20 protein-coding genes and 1 pseudogene are annotated in these 26,107 nt (G+C 39.9%); 17 read left to right on the top strand and 4 right to left on the bottom strand.

Going from position 1 to position 26,107, the window contains the following annotated elements; translation table 11 throughout:
• Nucleotides 1-71: 71 nt before the first annotated feature.
• From QM469_RS08055 to nrdI, 7 genes are all read left to right on the top strand, one after another.
• Nucleotides 72-1,286 (top strand): pyridoxal phosphate-dependent aminotransferase, encoded by a 1,215-nt coding sequence (locus QM469_RS08055; protein WP_045762715.1) that lies wholly within the window; start codon nt 72-74, stop codon nt 1,284-1,286.
• Between the two features lie 253 nt (nt 1,287-1,539).
• Nucleotides 1,540-2,124, top strand: a complete 585-nt coding sequence (locus QM469_RS08050; RefSeq protein ID WP_315640449.1) for a DUF2625 family protein — start codon at nt 1,540-1,542, stop codon at nt 2,122-2,124.
• Nucleotides 2,125-3,225: 1,101 nt separating this feature from the next.
• Nucleotides 3,226-3,840, top strand: a complete 615-nt coding sequence (locus tag QM469_RS08045; RefSeq protein WP_045763088.1) for a YesL family protein — start codon at nt 3,226-3,228, stop codon at nt 3,838-3,840.
• Nucleotides 3,818-5,491 (top strand): sensor histidine kinase, encoded by a 1,674-nt coding sequence (locus QM469_RS08040; RefSeq protein ID WP_315640450.1) that lies wholly within the window; start codon nt 3,818-3,820, stop codon nt 5,489-5,491. Before QM469_RS08045 ends, QM469_RS08040 begins: the two co-directional genes overlap by 23 nt.
• Before the next feature lie 2 nt (nt 5,492-5,493).
• Nucleotides 5,494-6,780: a response regulator transcription factor gene (locus tag QM469_RS08035; RefSeq protein WP_315640451.1), complete on the top strand. Its 1,287-nt coding sequence runs from the start codon at nt 5,494-5,496 to the stop codon at nt 6,778-6,780.
• A 61-nt stretch (nt 6,781-6,841) separates the two neighbouring features.
• The gene (locus QM469_RS08030) at nt 6,842-7,369 is read left to right on the top strand and encodes a hypothetical protein (RefSeq protein WP_049548206.1); all 528 of its coding nucleotides are present in this window, start codon (nt 6,842-6,844) and stop codon (nt 7,367-7,369) included.
• Between the two features lie 71 nt (nt 7,370-7,440).
• On the top strand, nt 7,441-7,908 hold the full coding sequence (nrdI, locus tag QM469_RS08025; protein WP_153224853.1) for a class Ib ribonucleoside-diphosphate reductase assembly flavoprotein NrdI: 468 nt from the start codon (nt 7,441-7,443) through the stop codon (nt 7,906-7,908).
• 314 nt (nt 7,909-8,222) lie between these two features.
• Here the strand turns inward: nrdI and QM469_RS08020 are convergent, their stop codons facing one another.
• Together QM469_RS08020 and argS are read right to left on the bottom strand one after the other, a co-directional pair.
• Nucleotides 8,223-8,471, bottom strand: a complete 249-nt coding sequence (locus QM469_RS08020) for a MarR family transcriptional regulator (RefSeq protein WP_301392183.1) — start codon at nt 8,469-8,471, stop codon at nt 8,223-8,225.
• 537 nt (nt 8,472-9,008) lie between these two features.
• Nucleotides 9,009-10,700, bottom strand: a complete 1,692-nt coding sequence (gene argS, locus QM469_RS08015; protein WP_414276510.1) for an arginine--tRNA ligase — start codon at nt 10,698-10,700, stop codon at nt 9,009-9,011.
• A gap of 141 nt (nt 10,701-10,841) precedes the next feature.
• Here argS and argR point away from each other — a divergent pair, with 141 nt between their 5' ends.
• Together argR and mutS are read left to right on the top strand one after the other, a co-directional pair.
• Complete coding sequence (gene argR / locus QM469_RS08010) at nt 10,842-11,288, top strand: arginine repressor (RefSeq protein ID WP_414270725.1); 447 nt, start codon at nt 10,842-10,844, stop codon at nt 11,286-11,288.
• Between the two features lie 199 nt (nt 11,289-11,487).
• Nucleotides 11,488-14,022 (top strand): DNA mismatch repair protein MutS, encoded by a 2,535-nt coding sequence (gene mutS / locus QM469_RS08005; RefSeq protein WP_414276509.1) that lies wholly within the window; start codon nt 11,488-11,490, stop codon nt 14,020-14,022.
• A 40-nt stretch (nt 14,023-14,062) separates the two neighbouring features.
• On the opposite strand, the gene QM469_RS08000 is transcribed toward mutS, so the two are convergent.
• Both QM469_RS08000 and QM469_RS07995 read right to left on the bottom strand, forming a co-directional pair.
• Nucleotides 14,063-14,521 (bottom strand): DUF3021 domain-containing protein, encoded by a 459-nt coding sequence (locus QM469_RS08000; protein ID WP_414276508.1) that lies wholly within the window; start codon nt 14,519-14,521, stop codon nt 14,063-14,065.
• Nucleotides 14,518-14,958, bottom strand: coding sequence for a LytTR family DNA-binding domain-containing protein (locus QM469_RS07995; RefSeq protein ID WP_414276507.1), 441 nt, complete (start codon nt 14,956-14,958; stop codon nt 14,518-14,520). The genes QM469_RS08000 and QM469_RS07995 overlap by 4 nt, the downstream gene beginning before the upstream one ends.
• A gap of 341 nt (nt 14,959-15,299) precedes the next feature.
• On the opposite strand from QM469_RS07995, the gene rpsL reads away from it, so the two are divergent.
• The 8 genes and pseudogenes from rpsL to QM469_RS07955 all read left to right on the top strand — a co-directional run bounded on the left by rpsL (nt 15,300) and on the right by QM469_RS07955 (nt 26,057).
• Nucleotides 15,300-15,716: a 30S ribosomal protein S12 gene (gene rpsL, locus QM469_RS07990; protein ID WP_001142333.1), complete on the top strand. Its 417-nt coding sequence runs from the start codon at nt 15,300-15,302 to the stop codon at nt 15,714-15,716.
• A 19-nt stretch (nt 15,717-15,735) separates the two neighbouring features.
• Nucleotides 15,736-16,206, top strand: a complete 471-nt coding sequence (gene rpsG, locus QM469_RS07985) for a 30S ribosomal protein S7 (RefSeq protein WP_000087876.1) — start codon at nt 15,736-15,738, stop codon at nt 16,204-16,206.
• 308 nt (nt 16,207-16,514) lie between these two features.
• Entirely contained in the window at nt 16,515-18,596 is a 2,082-nt protein-coding gene (gene fusA / locus QM469_RS07980; RefSeq protein WP_153224860.1) for an elongation factor G, read from the top strand.
• Nucleotides 18,597-18,709: 113 nt separating this feature from the next.
• Nucleotides 18,710-23,104 (top strand): PolC-type DNA polymerase III, encoded by a 4,395-nt coding sequence (locus QM469_RS07975; RefSeq protein WP_414276506.1) that lies wholly within the window; start codon nt 18,710-18,712, stop codon nt 23,102-23,104.
• 96 nt (nt 23,105-23,200) lie between these two features.
• Nucleotides 23,201-24,047 (top strand): annotated as a pseudogene (locus QM469_RS07970) (IS630 family transposase).
• Nucleotides 24,048-24,070: 23 nt separating this feature from the next.
• Complete coding sequence (locus tag QM469_RS07965; RefSeq protein ID WP_414276505.1) at nt 24,071-24,574, top strand: DnaA ATPase domain-containing protein; 504 nt, start codon at nt 24,071-24,073, stop codon at nt 24,572-24,574.
• A gap of 15 nt (nt 24,575-24,589) precedes the next feature.
• Nucleotides 24,590-25,540: a helix-turn-helix transcriptional regulator gene (locus QM469_RS07960; protein ID WP_414276504.1), complete on the top strand. Its 951-nt coding sequence runs from the start codon at nt 24,590-24,592 to the stop codon at nt 25,538-25,540.
• 394 nt (nt 25,541-25,934) lie between these two features.
• Complete coding sequence (locus QM469_RS07955) at nt 25,935-26,057, top strand: hypothetical protein (RefSeq protein WP_257375148.1); 123 nt, start codon at nt 25,935-25,937, stop codon at nt 26,055-26,057.
• Nucleotides 26,058-26,107: the final 50 nt, after the last annotated feature.

Genomic DNA, 26,107 nt, shown 5'->3' with positions numbered 1-26,107 from the left:
GTAGTGGGCGATTTACGATTTTTCTATCAAGTGGTATAATATTAACTATCCTGATGAATTGAGGAACTCAAATGAAAGAATTTAACAAATCAATCAAATTAGAGCATGTGGCTTATGATATTCGTGGACCAGTTCTTGAGGAAGCCATGCGTATGCGAGCAAATGGAGAAAAAATCCTCCGTTTGAATACAGGGAACCCAGCTGAGTTTGGTTTTACCGCACCAGATGAGGTTATCCATGATTTGATTATGAATGCGCGTGATAGTGAAGGTTATTCAGATTCAAAAGGTATCTTTTCAGCCCGCAAAGCTATTATGCAGTACTGTCAGCTCAAAAAATTCCCAAATGTAGGTATTGATGATATCTATCTTGGAAATGGTGTTAGTGAGCTAATTGTTATGTCCATGCAAGGTCTCTTGGACAATGGCGATGAAGTCTTGGTTCCAATGCCTGACTACCCACTTTGGACAGCTGCAGTTAGCTTGGCTGGAGGAAATGCCGTTCATTACGTCTGTGATGAAGAAGCTGAATGGTATCCAGACCTAGATGACATTAAGTCTAAGATTAGTTCAAATACTAAGGCTATCGTTTTAATCAATCCAAATAATCCAACGGGAGCCCTCTATCCCAAAGAACTCTTGTTAGATATTATTGAGATTGCTCGTCAAAATGACTTGATTATCTTTGCAGATGAAATCTACGACCGTATGGTTATGGATGGCAATGTCCACACACCAGTAGCTAGTTTGGCTCCAGACCTTTTCTGTGTTAGCATGAATGGTCTGTCTAAATCGCACCGTATCGCTGGTTTCCGTGTGGGTTGGATGGTCTTGTCTGGACCTAAACATCATGTAAAGGGCTATATTGAAGGTCTCAACATGCTTTCAAACATGCGCCTTTGTTCCAACGTCTTGGCTCAACAGGTTGTTCAAACTTCACTCGGTGGTCACCAATCGGTGGACGAATTGCTCTTGCCAGGTGGTCGTATCTACGAGCAAAGAAATTTCATTTATAATGCCATTCAAGATATTCCTGGTTTGTCAGCGGTTAAACCTAAAGCGGGTCTTTATATCTTCCCTAAAATTGATCGCAATATGTATCGTATCGATGATGATGAACAGTTTGTTCTTGATTTCTTGAAGCAAGAAAAAGTACTTTTGGTTCACGGACGAGGCTTTAACTGGAAAGAGCCAGATCACTTCCGTATCGTTTATCTGCCACGTGTAGATGAGTTAGCCCAAATCCAAGAAAAGATGACCCGTTTCTTGAAGCAGTATCGTAGATAAGAACGATCTAGGTTTCGAGTACAATCAGCAAATTTTATCTCAGAGAAATCAAATGTTTTGATGATTTTAACATTGTTTCTCTGAGTTTTTTCATGTTTTTAAAAAATGTATTGATTATCTGCAATATCCTGAGAAGTTTGAATCTGTTGATTTAGATAATGAAGTATCTGCGATTGAGCTTCTTTAATGTTGTGCATATAAATAAAAATGAAGCAAGAGTGAAAAATTGAATGGGATAGGGTAGACGAATAAAATGTTAACTACGAAAAAGATTATTGCAGAATTTGATAAAAGTTCTAATGATATTAAATTCCTTGAATTTAACAAAAAACTAACGGATAGTATAGAAAGACCACAAGAACTGAAGTTTATCTTAGAACATTTTTCTTATGTAACTGTGAATGGTTATTTAAAAATCTTGGGGAATGATTCAGAGAATGGATTCAGCTACTGTAATGAATTGTTTTCAAAATGTTATAACTCGAGTCGTTGTTTGATAGCTTATGATATCTTGGGTGGTCTATTTGCAATAAATATTGAAAAATTAAATGCAATAGAATATTTCGCTCCCGATACATTAGAATGGGAGGATTTGGAGATAGATTATAAGGACTTTTTATTTTGGGTGACGACAAATCAGTTAGACACATTTTATCAAGAACTGATAGTACCAGATTTGTTCACATTAGATTTATCGCTTGAATCAAATGAAGTTGTTTTGACCTATCCTTTTATTTGGTCAATGGAGTACACTCCATCAGGTGCAGATAGAAAAATAGTTCCCTTTAAAGAATTGTTAGAAATGAATGCTGATTTTTATAGACAGTTAAGGATGTGATAAATAAAGGGTACAATGCATGAAAAAGATATTTGAAATTAGTACATACAGTAAAATAGTATTAAATGGGAAATAATCATTAATGTAAACTGTTATTATTAAAGGCTTCCAAAGCAAAAAGCTTTTTTGTATAAATGTGTATTACGAATGTGTGACTGATAGACAAACATTAAAATATATGATAAACAAAAATAGAAAAAAATTAAAAGGAGAATTCTTATGTCAGCAATTTCATCAGTGGGCCTCACCTATTGCTTGACAAAAGAAGAAGGCAAATAGTGTAGATAACAAGTCTCACAATGAAATGAGGTCGGGCAAAAAGTCTTTAAAATAAAAGAAAAGCATATTATTAGATGTTTAAAAACCGTGATTTAACGCGATTCTTGAATTTTAAAATTTCGATGTATTGCAATAAAAATTAACCGAAAAACTACATTCTTTGTGAAATAAATTAGATGTTCGGATATATAGAGAAACGCTCTAGACAATATGACTAGAGCGTTTTTGTGTTGTTTTAAGAACGCATATAAATTTTAGTAACTTGTTATTTATTTTATCAATGTACATTTGGCAGAAAAAAAGAACACAGGACGAACTAATTCCTGTATTCCTAAAATAACTTAGAACAGAAATGACAATGCCGCAATTAATGCTATTATAGTGCAAATTATTTTTCCGACTTTTGCATGTTGTTTGAACAATTTATCAGAGAAAAGACTCAAAATAAGAGCAATCCAAAACACGGTAGTTCTTAAAATAAAAATAGTCATGGTCCATACTCCTTTCGTTATTTTACCAAGCCAATAATTAAGTTGAATAGCAATGAACTAATCTTCAAATATGTCCATCTGTCCTGGAGAAAGGTTTATTCTTTGATTATTAATCGGTTTCTCTATCTATCTTTATTATAGTACAAATACCTTTATTAAACAACTATATACTTATTCATTTGTACACCTTTGACAAGGATGGATGCTTACTTCGGACTTGCTACTAAAAAGGTAGCAAGTTCAACTCTCACTACCTTTTCTATCCTCTTCTTTTTTGAGAGCGCTTGAAATATGTTATAATAGTTCTAGATTATTTTTTTGGAGGCAAACCGTGGGAAATTTTATTGAGCTAGTCTTTCATCGTTTCTTTTTGGGGATGATTGCAACGGCTTATTTTTGGTTATTGACACTAGCAGGAGGTGTGGTTTTTGGTATAGCACCAGCTAGTGCGACTATCATGAGTTTATTTGCAGAACATGGCTATTCTTACCGTGCCTATGGTTTTAAAGAGGCTTGGACTCTTTATAAGAGCAATTTTGTAAAAAGCAATCTCAGTTTCTACACCTTTATGGGACTTGACTTGATCTTGATTTATGGTTTGTATCTCATGATCCAATTGCCGCATCAGACCATTATCCACTTGGCAGCAACCTTTCTAAATATTTTTTTGGTAGCCCTGGTATTTTTGGCTTATACAGTTTCTCTAAAATTACAAGTTTATTTTGACTTATCCTATCAAAATACCTTAAAGCTTGCCTTTATCGGAATTTTTATGAGCTTATCAGCAGTGGCTAAAGTTCTTCTTGGTAGCGTCTTGTTAGCCATTATTGGGTTTTATATGCCAGCCCTTATCATTTTTGTAGGGATTGGTATGTGGCATTTCTTTATTAGTGATTTATTGGAGCCTGTTTATGAAAGCATTCATGAAAAATTGGCGTCCAAATAGGATGAAACAGTTTTGGCTTCATTCACTCCTTCGAACCTATACTTGGGTGATGATTGTCATCATTGCTAGTTTTGCCCTGTTGATTTCCTATGTGAACTGGGATAGTCGAGAAAAAGAAGCAAGACAGGTTTCCCAGCGGGTCTTGACTCGGACAGTGAGTGAGGTTGAGTATTACTATCGAGAATCAGCGCGTTCAGCCCAAAGTTTAGTAGATAATCAAGCGCGAATCGAGGGAATCTATAAGTATTTTAGCCTCAGTACACCGGATTATTTCTACTGGCAACTGGAGCGTAAAGCATCGCCCTATATTTCGGTATCCATTTATGAAAATATCGATGACCTCTATGTGCGCAATGATTTTGTAACGGGTGTAGCCTTTGTCTTGCAAGACTCAACAGAAGTTTATGTATCGAAGAGGGACAATCGTAGTGGTTACAAGGTTTCTGCAGATGCCTTTAAGCCAGATGCCAATAGTTTCGCCATTCCCGTATCCGATCCAGTATCGGATCAAGCTCTTGGTGTTATTTATGTCTCTGTATCTTCCGATGTTTTTTATAAGGCTATTGACAATACCAGAGGAAATATCCCAATTGCTGTGAGCATCACCTCTCCTTTTGAAACGGATATGTTTCACCAAGGTGAAAAAAGTAATCGAGAGGAATGGTTGCAAGATGAGACAGCTCATGGTTATCAGGTTCAGGTTGCAGTTCCGAGGGATTATGTCCTTAGTGGGAGTATATCTAGTTCGATTTTTATTCTTGCTTTGAGTCTCCTCTTTATCGTTATTTTATATGTAACCTTGAAAAAAACATTTTCGAAGTATCAAACCCAAGTTGTTGACCTAGTGGAAACAATCCATGATATTGCGGAGGGGGAACAAGGCAAAAGAATTGATCTTAAGAAGAAAGATCAGGAATTACTTTTAATCGCTGAAACGACAAATGACATGTTGGACCGACTGGAGAGAAATATCCACGATATTTACCAGCTGGAGCTGAGCCAAAAAGATGCAAATATGCGCGCCCTACAAGCTCAGATAAATCCACATTTTATGTATAATACTCTGGAGTTTCTACGGATGTACGCGGTCATGGAAAACCAAAATGAACTAGCGGATATTATCTACGAATTCAGTAGTCTCCTGCGTAACAACATCTCTGACGAACGAGAAACAACATTAAAGCAAGAAGTGGAATTTTGTCGGAAGTACAGTTATCTCTGTATGGTGCGTTATCCAAAATCCATTGCTTATGGATTTAAGATTGACCCTGGATTGGAAGAAATGCGCATTCCAAAATTCACCCTCCAACCCTTGGTGGAAAATTATTTTGCCCACGGAGTCGATCATCGACGTACAGATAATGTGATCAGTATCAAGGCTTTGAAAAAAGAAGGATATGTCGAAATCTTGGTAACCGATAATGGGCGTGGAATGCCTGCTGATAAGCTAGCAGAGATCCAGGACAAATTAGCTCAGAGAACCTTTGAACATACGGTGGATTATAGTGGGAAACGCCAGTCCATTGGGATTGTCAATGTGCATGAGCGCTTTGTACTCTACTTTGGCGACCGCTATGATATCAATGTAGAATCAGTTAAACAAGAAGGTGTTCGTTATCGAATTACTATTCAGGATGAGGAGAAAGGATAAAGATGTATAAAGTACTATTAGTGGACGACGAGTACATGATTACCGAAGGTCTCAAGCGTTTGATTCCTTTTGATAAATGGGATATGGAAGTCGTCGCTACAGCCAATCATGCTGACGACGCTCTTGACTATGTCCGAGAACATCCTGTGGATATTGTGATATCTGACGTCAACATGCCTGACAAAACAGGACTTGAAATGATTCAGGAAATGAAGGACTTGTTGCCAGATGCTTATTATATCCTACTATCGGGCTATCAAGAATTTGACTACGTCAAAAAAGCTATGAATCTCAGCGTGGTTGATTATCTGGTTAAACCAGTCGATAAGGTCGAGCTGGGACATTTACTTGAAAAAATCGTCACTCAACTTCGTGAGAAGGTTCATGAGCCCGAAATATTGAGTCAGCAACTCGATGAAGAAGCCTTCAAGGCTCATCTCAGCCAAAAAGAAAATTGGTGGGTCGGACTTTCAAAGGGAAAACAAGGGAATTTTGTCATTCCCTACTATGTTCTAGGTCAGGACTGGCAAATCGTCCTTGCAGATCAGGAATTTGAGGGTTTGCTAGTCATGCCTTTTGAAGCTCCTTATCAAATCAACTTTGAAAAGTGGAAGCGTGATGTTGAAAAGACTCTCTTTTATGGATCGGTCAATTTAGATCAGTCTGAAAGTCTCTTTTCTTACTACGAACCCATCTATCGGGTGATTATTCAAGGAAATCTCCAGCAAATTATTGATGAATTGACCTTGCTTGAGAAGATTGTCTTAGAAAATACACCGATAGTATCTATCACAAAGCAGCTCTTTACCCAGTTTGTCATGGATGTCTTCCATCTTTTTGAACATTTGAAAGCAGATGACATGACAGATATTGTCAAAAACATCCATGCCATTACCACTTTTGAGGACTTAGTCGCTTATACCAAGAAAACCTTGACTTCCTTCTTTGGCCAATACCGCATGAATGAAAATGTAGTTAGTGTGCTCGAGGTCATTGGTAGAGACTACCAAAAAGAGCTTTCTCTTAAGGATATCAGCAAGGATCTCTTTATCAATCCCGTTTATTTGGGTCAACTAATCAAGAAGGAAACCAATTCCACCTTTGCAGAGCTTCTCAATAAGCAACGCATCAAGGCGGCCCAGCAACTCTTGCTATCTACAAATGATAGTATCGAGGATATCTGCTATACGGTTGGATACAGTAATGTAGGTTATTTCTATAAGGTTTTTCGAAAACTGTGTGGGAAGTCTCCTAAAGCCTACCGTAAACAGGTGGAAACGAACTTGTAGCAGTTGTTCTCCTTCGGAAAATATGCTATAATAATAAAAAAATTATGAGGAGGTTACTTTTATGAAAAAGAAACCAATCTATCTGTGGGTATTACTGATTTTTTCAGCCTTACTCTCAGCAATGTCGCTATTTGGAATCATATCTCCAGTACCTACTGCGGATAGTGTGAACAACATTGAAAAGTTAGGTGGAGATGCTACTTATGCTAAGGAGTTCGTTGATTACACCATTAAGGTATCGGAGCATGGTCATTCTGTCTTCAGCATTCTCTTGGTTGTCTTATCTGTTATTCTAGTTGTTGTGGCTTTGGTTTTCCTTATTCGTAAAAACATCCAATTGGCTAACTACACTTATCTTGCTTATGTCTTCGTTGCCATCGTTGGTTCTATCTACAACTTTATCGGCGTTCAGGATGCGGTTTCACTTTTTACAGACCCTAACATCCGTATGGGAGCGGAGCTTGGTGCCAAAGGTTCTGCTATTTTTGGGGTTGTACTCAATGTTATTTTCCTAGCAATCGTCTTCTATAAGATGTGGCGTCAGCAGAAAGAATTAACAGAAGCTCAAGAAGAGGAAGAACTAGCCTAAGAGTTGACAAAGCATAACTATCAAGATACAATCTTGGTAGTTATTTTTTATGATTCAAAAAGGAGGAGAAAATGAAAAAAATTTCCTTAGTCTATATCAGTCTGAGCGGAAATACGGAGAGTTTCGTTACACGTCTGAAGGCCTACCTGTTAGAACAGTATGAGAACATTGAAGTAGAAAAAATTCATATTAAAGATTTGGTCAAGGAAGGGGAAGACTTCTTTGAAATGACCAACCCATATGTGGCTTTCCTACCGACTTATCTAGAAGGTGGCAATGGTGTTGATAATGGTGATGTGGAGATTTTGACCACTTCAGTAGGTGATTTTATCGCATACGGTGACAATGCCAGCAAGTGTTTTGGTGTCGTAGGATCAGGCAATCGTAACTTTAACAACCAATACTGTTTGACAGCCAAACAATACAGCCAACGCTTCGGATTCCCCGTTCTAGCTGACTTTGAGATGCGTGGAATGCTGGGAGATATCAAGAAGGTCGCAGGGATTATTGCGGAACTCTATGAATTAGAAGCTTTGTAAGAGGTCAGATTTTCTGAGGAAGAGTTTTATTCCATGCATAAAGGATTTACTTCAAAGGGAATAGTCGAAATGAGTAAATTACAGAGATCATTTTTAAAGTATATAAGACGCAAACCAAGCTTCAAGGATATTATGCTTTGCAGTGCCTTGCTACTCTTAGCGATCGCTCTGTTGCAGTTCTCCGAGAAATTTCTTGATGAAAGTTTGTCAGCATACGGAACCATGGCATCACTAGGGATTGTTATATTGGTGGGAATCATAGTTCTCAGGAAAAAATAGAAAAGGACTCGAGAAATACTATCTCGAATCCTTTTTTATTTTCTGATGTCTTCAACAATTTCCTTTGAAATCATAATTCCCAAACGATATCCCTTATTGATGTAGTCGATGACATCGTTAATGTTTTCTGTTGTTTGAATCTTTTCCTTGATAGTAGCGCGAAAAGTTTCATCCTTTAACAGTTGCTCTTGTAGGAGTCTTTGTAGTTTTTCCTTTTCGTATTTGTTGATGAGAAAAAGAGCGACAAGACTGATGACAACTAAAATATAAGCATATTGGCTCATAAAATCTCTCCCTAAGTGATAAAGAAATTAATAGCAAGAGAAAAGCGAAAAAGATTTTTCGCTTTTCAAGTAATGACAATATAGAAATTAGGCAAGTGATCGCTAATCTAAAATAGTAGATGTAATGAACTCCGCCCCTAGTACCAAATAAAAGTCCGTAGAGGTTTAGGATCGGTTGCTTAGATCGCTCTGCAATTCAGTAACTTTAAGATTGCGACATTCATTCAACCAAATCGATATTATTTGGTTAGGTGAATTAGTGAAGCGTTTAGGCAATTCGCCATAGTTACGACGTCGTGGTCCCTAAATCGATTATATTTAGGGGCCATGACTAGTGAAGCAGTTAGCTAGTCCGCATAAAAGCGGCTAGCGTCCAACAATTAGGAACTTTAGTTCCAATAACTTCAAGATTACGACGTTTTAGGACATAAATCGATCATATTTATGTCCTAAAACTAGTGAAGTGCCTAGCCAAAGTCCGAATAGGATTTGGCGTTAGTTACTTAGATTGCTTTGCAATCAAGTAACTTTGGCGATTTACATCTTCTCTGGTGCTTCTACGCCCAGCAGACGAAGTGCTTCTTTGAGGACAACTGCAGTTGCATAGCTGAGGGCTAAACGACTGTCGCGTTCTGGACTTTCATCCAAGATGCGAGTGTGAGCGTAATATTTGTTAAAGGCTTGCGCTAAGCTAATTGCAAATTTAGCAATGATAGAAGGTTCAAAGTTATCTGCTGCACGGTTAATAATACGTGGGAAGTCTTGGATGAGTTTAATGATTTCCCAGCTTTCAGCATCATTCAAGCTATAGTTGGCACCTGTTTCTGGTTTGAAATCGGCTTTGCGCAAGATGGATTGGATACGAGCATAGGCGTATTGAACATAAGGACCAGTCTCGCCTTCAAAGGATACCATAGCTTCAAGGTCGAAGTCGTATCCATTTGTACGGTCAGTTTTAAGGTCATAGAATTTAATGGCTCCAACTCCAACAGCATGAGCGACCTGGTCTTTATTTTCAAGTTCAGGATTTTTGGCTTCGATTTGGGCTTTGGCACGACTGACAGCCTCTGCAACTGTAGGCTCTAGCAAGATAACATTCCCTTTACGAGTAGAGAGTTTCTTGCCTTCTTTTGTAACCAAACCAAAAGGAACATGGACAATATCTTGACTCCAATCGTAACCCATCTCTTGCAAGACAGCTTTGAGTTGTTTAAAGTGGGCGGATTGCTCTTGACCAACGACATAGATCGATTTGGCAAATTGATATTCGTTTTTACGGTAAAGGGCAGCGGCCAAGTCACGTGTGATGTAGAGAGTTGCACCATCAGATTTCTTGATAAGAGCTGGGTGTTCAATTCCATATTTTTCAAGATTCACAACTTGGGCACCTTCTGATTCGACCAGAAGTCCTTTTTCAGAAAGGATGTCTACAACTGCATCCATCTTGTCATTGTAAAAGGCTTCCCCGTTGTAGCTGTCGAATTCAACCTTCAATTCATTATAAAGGCGGTTAAATTCCACCAAACTTTCATCACGGAACCATTGCCAAAGTGCGAGAGCTTCCTCGTCTCCATTTTCAAGTTTACGGAACCATTCGCGTGCTTCTTCATCCAAGCTAGGGTCATTTTCAGCTTCAGCATTGATGCGAACGTAGAGTTTAAGAAGTTCATCAATCGGATGAGCTTTTACAGCTTCTTCGTCGCCCCATTTTTTGTAGGCAACGATCAGCATCCCAAACTGTTTACCCCAGTCTCCCAAATGGTTGACCTTGACCGTTTGATAACCGATTTTTTGGAAAATATGTGACAAGCTATCTCCGATAACAGTTGAGCGCAGGTGACCAATAGAGAATGGTTTAGCAATATTGGGACTAGACATGTCGATAACAACATTTTCTTGTTTACCAATATTTTGGTCAGCATAGTGTTCTGTTTCAGTGATAACAGCTTGTAATACTTGAGCAGAAATGGCATTTCTATCAAGGAAGAAGTTAACATAAGGTCCAGTAGCGACGACTTTTTCAAAGGCTTGGCTATTGATTTTTTCAGCGATATCTGCTGCAATCATTTGTGGAGCTTTTCTCTCAACTTTTGCTAGAGTAAAGGCAGGGAAGGCGATGTCTCCCATATCAGAGTTTTTTGGTTGTTCTAGTAAATTGAAAATAGCCTCTTGATCCAGGCTATCAATGACGCTAGCCAATTCACTAGCGATCAATTGTTTTGTATTCATTATAGGCTCCTTTGGACTTTTCTTCTATTTTATCACAATTTTAAAGAAAGACGAAATTTTTTTTGAAATATTCGGTTTTTTTGGTATAATGTTCTTATTAAATAGATGAAAATGTTATAAATATTCACTCGAGAGGATGTTATGAGAAAAAGAGAACGTCATCAGTTGATCAAGCAGATGATCACTGAGGAGAAGTTAGGAACTCAAAAGGAGATTCAAGATCGTTTGGAAGCACGCAATGTTTTTGTGACACAAACGACCTTGTCGCGTGACCTTCGTGAACTTGGCTTGACCAAGGTTAAGAAAAATGATATGGTCTACTACGTACTAGCAAATGAGACAGAGAAGATTGACCTGGTTGAGTTTTTATCCCATCATTTAGAAGGCGTGGCAAGAGCTGAGTTTACCTTAGTTCTTCACACTAAACTGGGTGAAGCCGCGGTTTTAGCCAATGTTGTCGATGACAACAAGGATGAATGGATTTTAGGGACAGTTGCGGGTGCTAATACCCTCTTGGTGATTTGCCGAGATCAGCATGTTGCTAAACTCATGGAAGATCGTTTGTTAGATTTGATGAAGGATAGATAAGGAGGTTGGGACAAAAGTCCTAGCCTCTCAATTGTCTTTGGATTGTCGAGCAAGACGCAGTGGTTGAGTGGGCTCTACTACGCTGATTTCATCAGCTTTTACAACCCTACTCAACTGTGCGGAGGTGGGACGACGAAATCGAATTCTAACGAATTACCGATTTCTGTCCCACTCTCTATTTTTAACAAGGAGAGAATGGATGACGACAGAAAAATTATCACCTGGCATGCAACAGTATGTGGATATAAAAAAACAATATCCAGATGCTTTTTTGCTCTTTCGTATGGGTGATTTTTATGAGTTATTTTACGAAGATGCAGTCAATGCTGCCCAGATACTAGAAATCTCACTAACCAGTCGCAATAAGAATGCTGACAATCCTATTCCCATGGCTGGAGTTCCTTATCACTCAGCACAACAGTATATTGATGTCCTAGTGGAGCGTGGCTACAAGGTTGCCATTGCTGAGCAGATGGAGGATCCTAAGCAGGCAGTAGGGGTTGTTAAGCGAGAGGTTGTGCAGGTGATTACCCCTGGTACAGTCGTCGATAGTAGTAAACCAGATAGTCAAAACAACTTTTTGGTGGCTATCGACCGTGACGGTCAGCAATTTGGTTTGGCATACATGGACTTAGTGACGGGTGATTTCTATGTGACAGGCTTATTGGATTTTACCCTGGTCTGTGGTGAAATCCGAAATCTTAAGGCAAGAGAAGTTGTCATCGGCTATGCCTTAACCGAAGAGGAAGAACAGATTCTCAGACGTCAAATGAATTTGGTACTTTCCTATGAGAAAGAATCATTTGAAGACATCCATCTACTGGAACCACGATTGGCACCCGTTGAACAAGCTGCCAGCAGTAAGCTTCTCCAGTATGTCCATCGGACTCAGATGAGAGAGCTCAACCACTTGAAGCCAGTTGTCCGTTATGAAATTAAGGATTTCTTGCAGATGGATTATGCAACCAAGGCTAGTTTAGATCTAGTAGAAAATGCTCGTTCTGGCAAGAAACAAGGCAGTCTGTTCTGGCTACTAGATGAAACTAAAACTGCCATGGGGATGCGTCTCCTACGCTCTTGGATCCACCGTCCCTTGATTGACAAGGACCGTATCCTTGAACGCCAGGATGTTGTGCAGGTCTTTTTAGATTATTTCTTTGAGCGCAGTGATTTAACAGAAAGTCTCAAGGGAGTCTACGATATCGAGCGTCTGGCGAGTCGAGTATCTTTTGGCAAAAGCAACCCTAAAGACCTCTTGCAATTAGCGACTACCTTGGGCAGTGTTCCACGAATTCGAGCAATTTTAGAAGGAATGGGGCAACCAGCTCTTACCTATCTAATTGAACAACTAGATGCTATTCCTGAACTCGAGAATCTCATTAGCGCAGCCATTGCCCCTGAGGCTCCTCATGTCATTACCGAAGGAGGTATTATTCGGACGGGCTTTGATGAAACCTTGGACAAATATCGTCGTGTTCTCAGAGAAGGAACTAGCTGGATTGCGGAGATTGAAGCCAAGGAGAGAGAAAACTCGGGTATCAATACTCTCAAGATTGATTACAATAAAAAAGACGGTTACTATTTCCATGTGACCAACTCTCAGCTCGGCAATGTTCCAGCCCACTTTTTCCGTAAGGCTACGCTGAAAAATTCTGAGCGTTTTGGAACAGAGGAGTTGGCGCGTATCGAGGGAGAAATGTTAGAGGCGCGTGAGAAGTCAGCTAATCTTGAATATGAAATCTTTATGCGTATCCGTGAAGAGGTTGGTAAGTATATCCAACGTCTGCAAGCCCTAGCCCAAGGAATTGCAACAGTTGATGTCTTGCAAGGTTTGGCAGTAGTTGCAGAAAATCAGCATTTGATCCGTCCAGAGTTTGGTCAGGATTCGCGAATTGACATTCAAAAAGGTCGTCACGCTGTCGTTGAGAAGGTCATGGGAGCCCAAACCTATATTCCCAACAGTATCCAAATGGGTGAAGATACTAGCATCCAGCTGATTACAGGGCCTAATATGAGCGGGAAGTCAACCTATATGCGTCAGCTAGCTATGACAGCAGTCATGGCCCAGATAGGGTCTTATGTTCCAGCTGAGAGTGCTAGTCTTCCTATTTTTGATGCTATCTTCACTCGTATTGGGGCAGCGGATGACTTGGTTTCCGGTCAGTCAACCTTTATGGTCGAGATGATGGAAGCTAATAATGCTATTGCACATGCTACTGAAAAATCCCTGATTCTCTTTGATGAGTTGGGACGCGGAACGGCAACCTATGATGGCATGGCCCTAGCCCAAGCGATTATCGAGTATATCCATGAACATATCGGAGCCAAGACTCTCTTTGCAACGCACTACCATGAATTAACTAGTCTTGAGGCTAGTCTGGAACATCTGGTAAATGTTCACGTGGCTACACTGGAACAAAATGGCCAGGTTACCTTTCTTCATAAGATAGAGCCAGGACCCGCAGATAAATCATACGGTATACACGTTGCTAAGATTGCAGGATTGCCAGCAGACTTGCTAAAAAGAGCGGATGCGATTTTAACTCAACTAGAAAGTCAAGGTCAGGAAAGTCCTGCTCCAATGAGACAAATAAATGCAGTCTCTGAACAAATTTCCCTATTTGACTCAGCGGAAGAAAATCCTATCCTAGCAGAATTGGCTGAAGTAGATGTGTACAATATGACGCCTATGCAGGCCATGAATCTCTTGTTAGAATGGAAACAAAAATTATAAGTCAAAACCCACTCAGTCATGTGAGTGGGTTTCTTGTATATTAGTGTTTTCGAGCCAATAGTTGATTGATGTGTGCAACTTTTTTAGATTCTCTCTTGTAGAGAACAACCCAGATGATGAGGTAGATGATTGCAAACTCTGGGATGAGTTGAAGGATGAAAGTCCAGTGAAGCGGGAACCAGCCTGCTAGGATTGCTAGAGGGACAAAACCTAGCAACATAAGGAAGAAGTGAGTGACAGTCGCACGAAGAAGGCTCCAATCTTGAGCGAATAGACGACTGCCAAAACTAAAGAGGATTCCAATCGCTGCCCAGATGATAGAACAGTAGAGTAAAACGAGAGAACCATGCACCTGATGTTGGGTTATGAATTGACCAATCAAAGAGTTGGGGCTGAGGGGTGCGTAGTTACTTGGCGAATAGATAAAAGAAAAGATAATGGATAGGGTGAGGCCGATGAGGATACCAGTTGTGGCATCGTGGAAAATTTGTTTTTTCATAGTTCTAATTTCTCCTTAATAGCTTTGAGGTAACGGCGAGATGAGTAAGTGAAACTGTCGTTTTTAAGATAGATTTCAATCAAGCCGTTAGAGGTTAGTTTTAGATGACTGATAGCATCAATGTTGACAATTTCCGATTGGGAAATTTGGATAAAGGAAGCAGGTAAGATTTCAACTGCTTGGTAGAGACGAATGTCTAGAGTGTAGGTTCGATCATCAGTTTCAGCTAAGATTTTACGATTTTCAATATATATACGTTGAATCTTACTAATCTGAATCAAGTAGACCTGGTCTTGGAATTTTCCTTTAAGCGTTTCTTTTTGATCCAGTGATTGAACAAAGTCTTGAACTTTTTGAACTCTAGGGGACAAAGATGGTGCTTCTATGATGATTTGTTCTTCTGCATATTGTTGATCAATGTCAAGTCTGACTTTCATATTTTCTCCTTTGTAAAGTTGTAATAGAGATCTCTTACTTACAAATCTATTAAACACCATTTTCTTGACAAAGACAAGGTCGCTTGTCTAAGTGGTTGGTTATAGAAACTATGTGGTAGTTGCTAAAATTCTTGCTTCAAAAAAGTCAGAATATCAAAAAATCAGCAGAAAGATATTGACAAAGAATAGAAAAACGTGGTACAATAATAGACGGTACTTTTTACTTTTGGTCTCTCAAGAGTGTACAGGGACGTGCTGACAAATGTTGCAAAAGTACACACAGATGATAGCTGTCACCAAGTGTATCATCACCAAAAATAAAAAAACACAGGAGAATGTAGATGCCTACAATTAACCAATTGGTTCGCAAACCGCGTAAATCAAAAGTAGAAAAATCTAAATCACCAGCTTTGAACGTTGGTTACAACAGTCATAAAAAAGTTCAAACAAACGTTTCTTCACCACAAAAACGTGGTGTTGCAACTCGTGTTGGAACAATGACACCTAAAAAACCTAACTCTGCCCTTCGTAAATTTGCTCGTGTACGTTTGAGCAACCTTATCGAAGTTACTGCATACATCCCAGGTATCGGACACAACTTGCAAGAGCACAGCGTGGTGCTTCTTCGCGGTGGACGTGTAAAAGACCTTCCAGGGGTACGTTACCATATCGTCCGTGGTGCACTTGATACTGCAGGTGTTAACGATCGTAAACAAGGCCGTTCTAAATACGGTACTAAACGTCCGAAAAAAGCATAAGGAAAGGGGATAAAGAGAAATGAGTCGTAAAAATAGAGCTCCAAAACGTGACGTATTGCCAGATCCGCTTTACAATTCACAATTAGTTACTCGTCTTATCAACCGCGTTATGCTTGACGGTAAACGTGGTACAGCTGCTTCAATCGTTTACGGTGCTTTTGAACAAATCAAAGAAGTTACTGGTAACGATGCACTTGAAGTATTTGAAACAGCTATGGAAAACATCATGCCTGTACTTGAAGTACGTGCACGTCGTGTCGGTGGTTCTAACTACCAAGTCCCAGTTGAAGTTCGTCCAGAACGTCGTACAACACTTGGACTTCGTTGGTTGGTAACAATCGCTCGCCTTCGTGGTGAACACACAATGCAAGACCGTCTTGCAAAAGAAATCTTGGATGCTGCTAACAACACTGGTGCAGCAGTTAAGAAACGTGAAGACACTCACCGTATGGCTGAAGCTAACCGTGCCTTCGCACACTTCCGTTGGTAATAAAATGATACTAAGAGCGGCAAAGGCCCAAGGCAAAAATAGGAAACTGATGCAGTGTTCCGTGAACACAAAGCAGTTTATCTTTTTTGCACCGGGCCTCGCTCGGGTTCAAATCAGTTAACTTGAGCTTTTAGCCCGGGTTCAATTTAGCTCGGTCAGCTCTTAGCTATAACTCAACTTACCATTCCGCAAGTTGAAACCAACAATAACAAGATAAACATTGAGAACGGGTAGGTCCTGCCTATCCGTTTTTATTAAATCGTGTTATAATAGAATAGAAATAAAAAAATATAGGAGAAACAAACCTCATGGCACGCGAATTTTCACTTGAAAAAACTCGTAATATCGGTATCATGGCTCACGTCGATGCTGGTAAAACAACTACAACTGAGCGTATCCTTTACTACACTGGTAAAATCCACAAAATCGGTGAAACTCACGAAGGTGCGTCACAAATGGACTGGATGGAGCAAGAGCAAGAACGTGGTATCACTATCACATCTGCTGCGACAACAGCTCAATGGAACAACCACCGCGTAAACATCATCGACACACCAGGACACGTGGACTTCACTATCGAAGTACAACGTTCTCTTCGTGTATTGGACGGTGCGGTTACAGTTCTTGACTCACAATCAGGTGTTGAGCCTCAAACTGAAACAGTTTGGCGTCAAGCAACTGAGTACGGAGTTCCACGTATCGTATTTGCCAACAAAATGGACAAAATCGGTGCTGACTTCCTTTACTCAGTAAGCACACTTCACGATCGTCTTCAAGCTAACGCACACCCAATTCAATTGCCAATCGGTTCTGAAGATGACTTCCGTGGTATCATCGACTTGATCAAGATGAAAGCTGAAATCTATACGAACGACCTTGGTACAGATATCCTTGAAGAAGACATTCCGGCTGAATACCTTGAGCAAGCTCAAGAATACCGTGAAAAATTGATCGAAGCAGTTGCTGAAACTGACGAAGAATTGATGATGAAATACCTCGAAGGTGAAGAAATCACTAACGAAGAATTGAAAGCTGGTATCCGTAAAGCGACTATCAACGTTGAATTCTTCCCAGTATTGTGTGGTTCTGCCTTCAAGAACAAAGGTGTTCAATTGATGCTTGATGCGGTTATCGACTACCTTCCAAGCCCACTTGACATCCCAGCGATCAAAGGTATCAACCCAGATACAGATGAAGAAGAAACTCGTCCTGCATCTGATGAAGAGCCATTTGCAGCTCTTGCCTTCAAGATCATGACTGACCCATTCGTAGGTCGTTTGACATTCTTCCGTGTTTACTCAGGTGTTCTTCAATCAGGTTCTTACGTATTGAACACTTCTAAAGGTAAACGTGAACGTATCGGACGTATCCTTCAAATGCACGCTAACAGCCGTCAAGAAATCGACACTGTTTACTCAGGTGATATTGCTGCTGCCGTTGGTTTGAAAGACACTACAACTGGTGACTCATTGACAGATGAAAAAGCTAAAATTATCCTTGAGTCAATCAACGTTCCAGAACCAGTTATCCAATTGATGGTTGAGCCTAAATCTAAAGCAGACCAAGACAAGATGGGTATCGCCCTTCAAAAATTGGCTGAAGAAGATCCAACATTCCGCGTTGAAACTAACGTTGAAACTGGTGAAACAGTTATCTCTGGTATGGGTGAGCTTCACCTTGACGTCCTTGTTGACCGTATGCGTCGTGAGTTCAAAGTTGAAGCGAACGTAGGTGCTCCTCAAGTATCTTACCGTGAAACATTCCGCGCTTCTACTCAAGCACGTGGATTCTTCAAACGTCAGTCTGGTGGTAAAGGTCAGTTCGGTGATGTATGGATTGAATTTACTCCAAACGAAGAAGGAAAAGGATTCGAATTCGAAAACGCAATCGTCGGTGGTGTGGTTCCTCGTGAATTTATCCCAGCGGTTGAAAAAGGTTTGGTAGAATCTATGGCTAACGGTGTTCTTGCTGGTTACCCAATGGTTGACGTTAAAGCTAAGCTTTACGATGGTTCATACCACGATGTCGACTCATCTGAAACTGCCTTCAAGATCGCTGCATCTCTTGCACTTAAAGAAGCTGCTAAGACTGCACAACCAGCTATCCTTGAACCAATGATGCTTGTAACAATCACTGTTCCAGAAGAAAACCTTGGTGATGTTATGGGTCACGTAACTGCTCGTCGTGGACGTGTAGATGGTATGGAAGCACACGGTAACAGCCAAATCGTTCGTGCTTACGTTCCACTTGCTGAAATGTTTGGTTACGCAACAGTTCTTCGTTCTGCATCTCAAGGACGTGGTACATTCATGATGGTATTCGACCACTACGAAGATGTACCTAAGTCAGTACAAGAAGAAATCATTAAGAAAAACAAAGGTGAAGAATAATTCATCGACACCCTAAAAGAAGTCACTTTGTGGCTTCTTTTTCTGTTTGGTAGAAATAGGTAAAAGTGCCTCAAATATGGTAAAATAGAAGGAGTATATTGTGAGGAAAATGGATGTCAACCACTTTTGAAATTTTAATGAATCAGTTGGGAATACCCGCTGAAATGAGAAATCATGAGGCCTTCTCTCAGGCTGAAATAGAACAAGTCATTGTCCATAAACGAAGCAAAGTTTGGGAGTTTCATTTTGTTTTTGAAAATATCTTGCCTTTTGAACTTTTTCTAGAGTTGAAAAGAGGCTTGAAAGAAGAATTCTCAAAAACGGGAAATCAGGCTAGTTTTGAGATAAAAACGCGAAATCAGGAATTTTCTAGAGAACTTTTACAAGCCTACTATCGAGAGGCTTTTTCGGATGGTCCTTGTGCTAGTCAAGGTTTTCGTTCTATATATCAGAATTTTCAGGTTCGCTTTGAAAATGACCAGTTAATCATTGAAGCTTCTGAAGCCGCAGATACTGAGCATTTTAGAAAAAATCATCTGCCAAATCTTAGCAAACAGCTGGAACTTTTTGGCTTTCCTAAATTATCCTGCAGTTTAGAAAAAAATGAAGAACTCACGAGGGAAGAGCAAGAGGCCTTTCAGACGGAAAATCAAATGATTATCCAAGCTGCTAATGAAGAAACACTTCGGGCTATGGAACAATTGGAACAGATGGCTCCTCCTCCTCCAGCTGAGGATAAACCTGTCTTTGATTTCCAAGCCAAGAAAGCAGCTGCTAAGCCTAAACTTGATAAGGCAGAGATTACTCCTATGATCGAGGTCAATACTGAAGAAAATAGATTGGTTTTTGAAGGAGTTGTCTTTGATGTTGAGCATAAGGTGACTAGAACAGGTCGTGTCTTGATTAACTTCAAGATGACGGACTATACTTCCAGTTTCTCTATGCAAAAATGGGTCAAGAATGAAGAAGAAGCTCAGAAGTTTGACATGATCAAGAAAAACTCTTGGCTCCGTGTTCGAGGAAATGTCGAGGTAAATAATTTCACGCGAGACTTGACCATGAATGTACAGGATGTTCAGGAAGTCGTTCACTATGAGCGTAAAGACTTGATGCCAGAGGGAGAGCGTCGTGTTGAGTTCCATGCCCATACCAATATGTCGACCATGGATGCTCTACCTGAAGTTGAAGAACTCGTTGCGAAAGCAGCTAAATGGGGTCATAAAGCGGTAGCAATCACGGACCACGGAAATGTTCAATCCTTCCCTCATGGCTATAAGGCTGCTAAGAAAGCAGGCATCCAGCTGATCTATGGGATGGAAGCTAATATCGTTGAAGACCGTGTACCTATCGTCTATAATGAAGTGGAGATGGACCTTTCTGAAGCTACTTATGTAGTCTTTGACGTGGAAACGACTGGTCTATCTGCTATCTATAATGACTTGATACAGGTTGCGGCTTCCAAGATGTATAAGGGTAATATCGTCGCTGAATTTGATGAGTTTATCAATCCAGGTCACCCCTTATCAGCCTTTACGACAGAATTGACGGGGATTACGGATGATCATGTAAAAAATGCCAAACCCTTGGTTCAAGTTTTAAAAGAGTTTCAAGAATTTTGTAAGGATACCGTTCTTGTCGCCCACAATGCAACCTTTGACGTTGGCTTTATGAATGCCAACTATGAACGTCATGGCCTGCCAAAAATCACTCAACCCGTCATCGATACGCTAGAATTCGCAAGAAATCTCTATCCTGAGTACAAACGTCATGGTCTAGGACCTTTGACTAAACGTTTTGGTGTAGCTTTAGAACACCACCACATGGCCAATTACGATGCGGAAGCAACTGGCCGTCTGCTCTTTATCTTTATCAAAGAAGTAGCAGAAAAACACGGTGTGACAGATTTGGCACGATTAAACCTTGATTTAATCAGTCCAGATTCTTATAAAAAAGCTCGAGTCAAGCATGCGACCATCTATGTGAAAAATCAGGTGGGCTTGAAAAATATCTTTAAGCTGGTTTCTCTCTCAAATACTCAGTATTTTGAAGGAGTACCGCGAATTCCACGTACGGTACTGGATGCCCATCGAGAAGGTTTAATCTTGGGCTCTGCTTGTACAGAAGGGGAAGTTTTTGATTCAGTCGTATCACAGGGAGTGGATGCAGCGGTCGAAGTCGCTAAATATTATGACTTTATCGAGGTGATGCCTCCAGCTATCTATGCACCTCTGATTGCCAAAGAGCAGGTCAAGGACATGGAAGAACTCCAAACCATTATCAAGAGTTTGATAGAGGTTGGAGATCGTCTCGGTAAGCCGGTTCTTGCGACAGGAAATGTCCACTATCTCGAACCCGAGGATGAAATTTATCGAGAAATCATCGTCCGCAGTCTAGGTCAGGGTGCCATGATTAACCGAACTATCGGCCATGGAGAAGCTGCCCAACCAGCTCCGCTACCAAAGGCGCATTTTAGAACCACCAATGAAATGTTGGATGAATTTGCCTTTCTAGGGGAAGATTTGGCTCGCAAGATTGTCATTGAAAATACCAATGCCATGGCAGAAATCTTTGAGCCGGTGGAGGTTGTAAAGGGTGATTTGTACACGCCTTTCATTGACAAAGCCGAAGAAACAGTTGCTGAATTAACCTATAAAAAAGCCTTTGAAATCTATGGAAATCCACTCCCAGATATCGTTGATTTGCGGATTGAAAAGGAATTGACCTCTATCTTGGGGAATGGATTTGCCGTGATTTATCTGGCTTCACAGATGCTAGTGCACCGTTCCAACGAACGGGGTTACTTGGTTGGTTCCCGTGGGTCTGTTGGATCTAGTTTCGTTGCAACCATGATTGGGATTACCGAGGTCAATCCTCTCTCTCCTCACTATGTCTGTGGTCAGTGTCAGTACAGTGAGTTTATCACGGATGGTTCCTACGGTTCAGGTTTTGATATGCCAAATAAAGACTGTCCAAACTGTGGCAATAAGCTTAGCAAGAATGGACAGGACATTCCTTTCGAGACCTTCCTTGGTTTTGACGGGGATAAGGTTCCCGATATCGATTTGAACTTCTCAGGTGAAGATCAACCGAGCGCCCACTTGGATGTTCGTGATATCTTTGGGGAAGAATACGCCTTCCGTGCAGGAACGGTAGGTACTGTGGCTGCTAAAACAGCCTATGGATTTGTCAAAGGTTACGAGCGTGACTATGGCAAGTTCTACCGTGAAGCCGAAGTAGAGCGCCTAGCCCAAGGAGCTGCAGGTGTTAAACGGACGACCGGTCAGCACCCAGGGGGAATCGTTGTTATTCCTAACTACATGGATGTCTACGATTTTACGCCTGTCCAGTATCCAGCGGATGACGTGACGGCTGAATGGCAGACCACTCACTTTAACTTCCACGATATCGATGAGAACGTCCTCAAACTCGATGTGCTGGGGCATGATGATCCGACCATGATTCGGAAACTGCAGGACTTGTCTGGGATTGATCCTAATGAAATCCCTATGGATGACGAAGGCGTGATGGCCCTCTTTTCAGGGACCGATGTGCTTGGGGTAACACCTGAGCAAATCGGGACTTCAACTGGTATGCTTGGAATTCCAGAGTTTGGAACTAACTTTGTTCGAGGCATGGTGGATGAAACCCATCCGACGACCTTTGCGGAGTTGCTTCAGCTTTCTGGTCTGTCTCACGGTACCGACGTTTGGTTGGGAAATGCCCAAGACTTGATTAAGGCTGGAATTGCGGACCTGTCAACCGTTATCGGATGTCGGGATGATATCATGGTTTACCTCATGCACGCTGGTCTAGATCCAAAGATGGCCTTTACTATCATGGAGCGTGTACGTAAGGGATTGTGGCTCAAAATCTCTGAAGAAGAGCGCAACGGTTATATCGAAGCTATGAAGGCCAACAATGTGCCTGAGTGGTATATCGAATCTTGTGGGAAAATTAAGTACATGTTCCCTAAAGCCCATGCGGCAGCCTACGTTATGATGGCCTTGCGTGTAGCCTACTTCAAGGTTCACCATCCAATTTATTATTATTGTGCTTACTTTTCCATCCGTGCCAAGGCCTTTGATATCAAGACCATGGGGGCAGGCTTGGATGCTATCAAGCGCAAGATGCAAGAAATTGCTGAAAAACGAAAGAACAATGAAGCTTCCAACGTAGAAATTGACCTTTACACAACACTTGAAATCGTCAATGAGATGTGGGAACGTGGCTTTAAGTTCGGCAAATTGGACCTCTACCGCAGTGATGCGACCGAATTCATCATCGATGGAGACACCCTCATCCCACCGTTTGTCGCTATGGATGGTCTTGGAGAGAACGTTGCCAAGCAATTGGTGCGAGCTCGTCAAGAAGGTGAGTTCCTTTCTAAAACAGAACTCCGCAAGCGTGGTGGACTTTCCTCAACTTTAGTTGAAAAGATGGATGAAATGGGGATTCTCGGCAATATGCCAGAGGATAACCAGTTGAGTCTGTTTGATGATTTGTTTTAAATAAAAATTAACAGACGGACAAATATTGTCCATCTGTTTTGTTATACTTATACTATATAGTATCTTAGTTTATAAAATACATGTTATAATAAAGCTATGGCATATAGTACAGATTTTAAACACCGAGCATTAAATTACATCAAAGAGGGGCATAGCCATGTCGAGGCAGCCAAAGTTTTTGATGTTGGCGTCAGAACTCTTTTCATGTGGGAAAAGAAATTACGTGAACAAGGGCACTTAGAGCGGAAAAAGCGAGTTGCCAAAAGCCGAAAGATTCCTTTGGAGGAGTTGAAGGCCTTTGTAGAGGCTCATCCAGATGCTTTCTTAAGGGAGATTGCGGCACATTTTGCTTGTGCCGTTCCTTCAGTATGGGCAGCTTTAAAGCAGATTAAGGTCACTTTAAAAAAAGACGACTAGCTTTAAGGAACAAGATCCAGAGAAAGTCGCTGAGTTTCTTGATGTTTTGGATATCCTAAAAGATTTACCAGTCGTATATATTGACGAAACGGGAATCGATCGCTGCCTCTATCGTCCTTATGCACGGGCTACTAGAGGGGAGAAAGTCTATGAAAAGATTAGAGGACAGCGCTTTGAACGGACTTCAATTGTTGCAGGACAAGTAGACGGAGAGTTTATAGCTCCCATGATTTACAAGGAAAGTATGACGAGCAACTTCTTTGTAGAATGGTTCAAAACGCAACTCCTGCCTGCTTTAGAGACGCCTCATGTCATTGTCATGGACAATGCTAGTTTTCATCCCAAGAAGATTTTGGATGAACTTTGCATCCAAGATAAACACTTTTTCTTACCTTTACCACCTTATTCACCAGATTTGAATCCCATTGAGCAAGCTTGGGCTGTCTTGAAAAAGAAAGTGACAAATTTATTAAGGGAAGTTCCAAATATCTTTGAATGTTTAGAGCGCTTTTTTAAAACTAAATGACTATAAAAAAGAAATAGGTTTAAATGATGAACAATACAGGCTTAAATAACAAATATCAATTTGAAAATTTTGTAGAAAAAGATAGTAATGATTTAGCAAAGAAAGGAGCCTTAGCAGTAGTTGAGAACCTAGGATTAAAATATAATCCCCTTTATATTTATGGGCAATCAGGTTTAGGAAAAACACATCTCCTGCAAGCAATTGGTAATAAGGTTCTTGAAAATAATCCAGAAAAACGAGTAAAATACATTTCTGCCGTAAACTTATTGGAAAATGAGCTAGAAATACAAAAAGTTAGAAGTGAGGAGTTTGATCTCCTAATTGTAGATGATATTCAGGTATTGGGAGAAAAGGATATTCTTATTCAAGAAAAATTTTTTAATCTTTTTAATTCTCAACATTTTAAGAATAAACAAATGGTTTTCTCTAGTGACTGTGAACCAGATCAATTGGAAAATGTACATTTTCGTTTGATTGCGCGTTTTAAATGGGGGATGACAGCGTGTCTAACATCGCTTGAAAAATAATAAGAAGGACTGCAAATGAATGATCAAGAGAGACTACTAAACATTTTTTTACGTTTACAGTTAGGTACTTCATTAGGAAAAAAGCAATTAGCCCAGGAATTTGAGGTTAGTGAAAAGACGATACAGAGAGATTTTTCGCTACTCCGTGATATTTTATCTAGTAACACCAGTTATAGTGGAGACTTGCTTTATAACCGTAAAACGAATAAGTATAGCCTATCAAGTAAGTCAGTTTTTAATAAAAAGGATATTCTCGTTATTTCAAAGATTTTATTGGAAAATCGAGCACTGAATAAACCAGAAATTGATAGCTTACTAAAAAATTTACTTGCCTTAGTTCCTCGTGATGACCAGAAAGAAATTGAGCAGATCATTGGCAGTGAAAAACTTAACTATACTCCCTTAACGGATCAGCAAGATAGAGTAGAGAAAATTTGGGATTTATCGGAAGCTATTTTGCATGAACAGGTTCTAGATATTATCTATCAAAAACCGTATTCTGAGTCTTCTAAGAGGCAGACTGTTTTGCCAGTCTCTCTTTATTATGATAGTCATTATTTCTATCTGGTTGTATACCAGTTTAAATATGAGACTTATATTACTTTAAGAGTAGACCGTATCCAGTCCTGGTCTCATAGTGATATAGAGAAACCCTCTATTTCTTATCGAGATAAATTTAGAGATGGAGACATTCGTAACGAGAGAGTAGACGCTTTTATCGGGAAGAAAATCAGTATTGAGATCGAGTTCTTGTACGATCCTACTATTGTGATGGATCAATTTCCAAATGCAAAAATAGTTGGGAAAAATGGTAGCTGGACTCATTTTAAGTTTGAAAGTCAGCATACACCGGGTCTTAAACGCTGGTTGCTGGGACAAGGGGAAGCAGTTACTGTTTTGTCTCCTCGGATTTTAGTAGAGGATATGAAGCGGACCGTTCAAGAAATTATAGATAAATATAGATGAGGATAAAATGAGTATTCAATTTACTTCTAAAAAAGTTGGAGAACTATGGATAAATGATTTTTATTCAAACGTTATCAATCTTAAATGAACAAAAGTCATAATTACAAGATGCAGTAACTGATTGATTTAATTGTTCATTTTCTAAGTTCGGAAGAATGTTACACTATCTTTTCAGAAGTAGGACAGAACGAAATTTGCTAAAAATCGTACTATTTTACTCCTGTAATTATATACTGGTATTCTCAAATATAGAAAATTTATTGTAGTTGGTCTTAAATTGAGAAAAATAATATTATGTTCTACATAGACAATATTGATTTTACAATTTTTATATGCTATACTACCTCTAATGATTAATATATAATTAATAAAGAAGTAGAAAGGTGATGGAGATATGACTGAATGGATTGTTATTGATCAGTTTGGCAACATGATTGCACAAGGATTTTGGACAAAGGAAGCAGCAGAACAGTATTCAAAAAATATTCCTAATACAAGTGTTATTCAAAAGAATTAGCCACTCTTAACTACAGATTCATATGAATTTGTAGTTTTTTTAAAATACTA

The organism is Streptococcus infantis (assembly GCF_047464215.1).
Classification (GTDB): domain Bacteria; phylum Bacillota; class Bacilli; order Lactobacillales; family Streptococcaceae; genus Streptococcus; species Streptococcus infantis_P.
The sequence above is the reverse complement of the archived record's forward strand: the minus strand, read 5'-3'. Positions and strand labels throughout refer to the sequence as shown.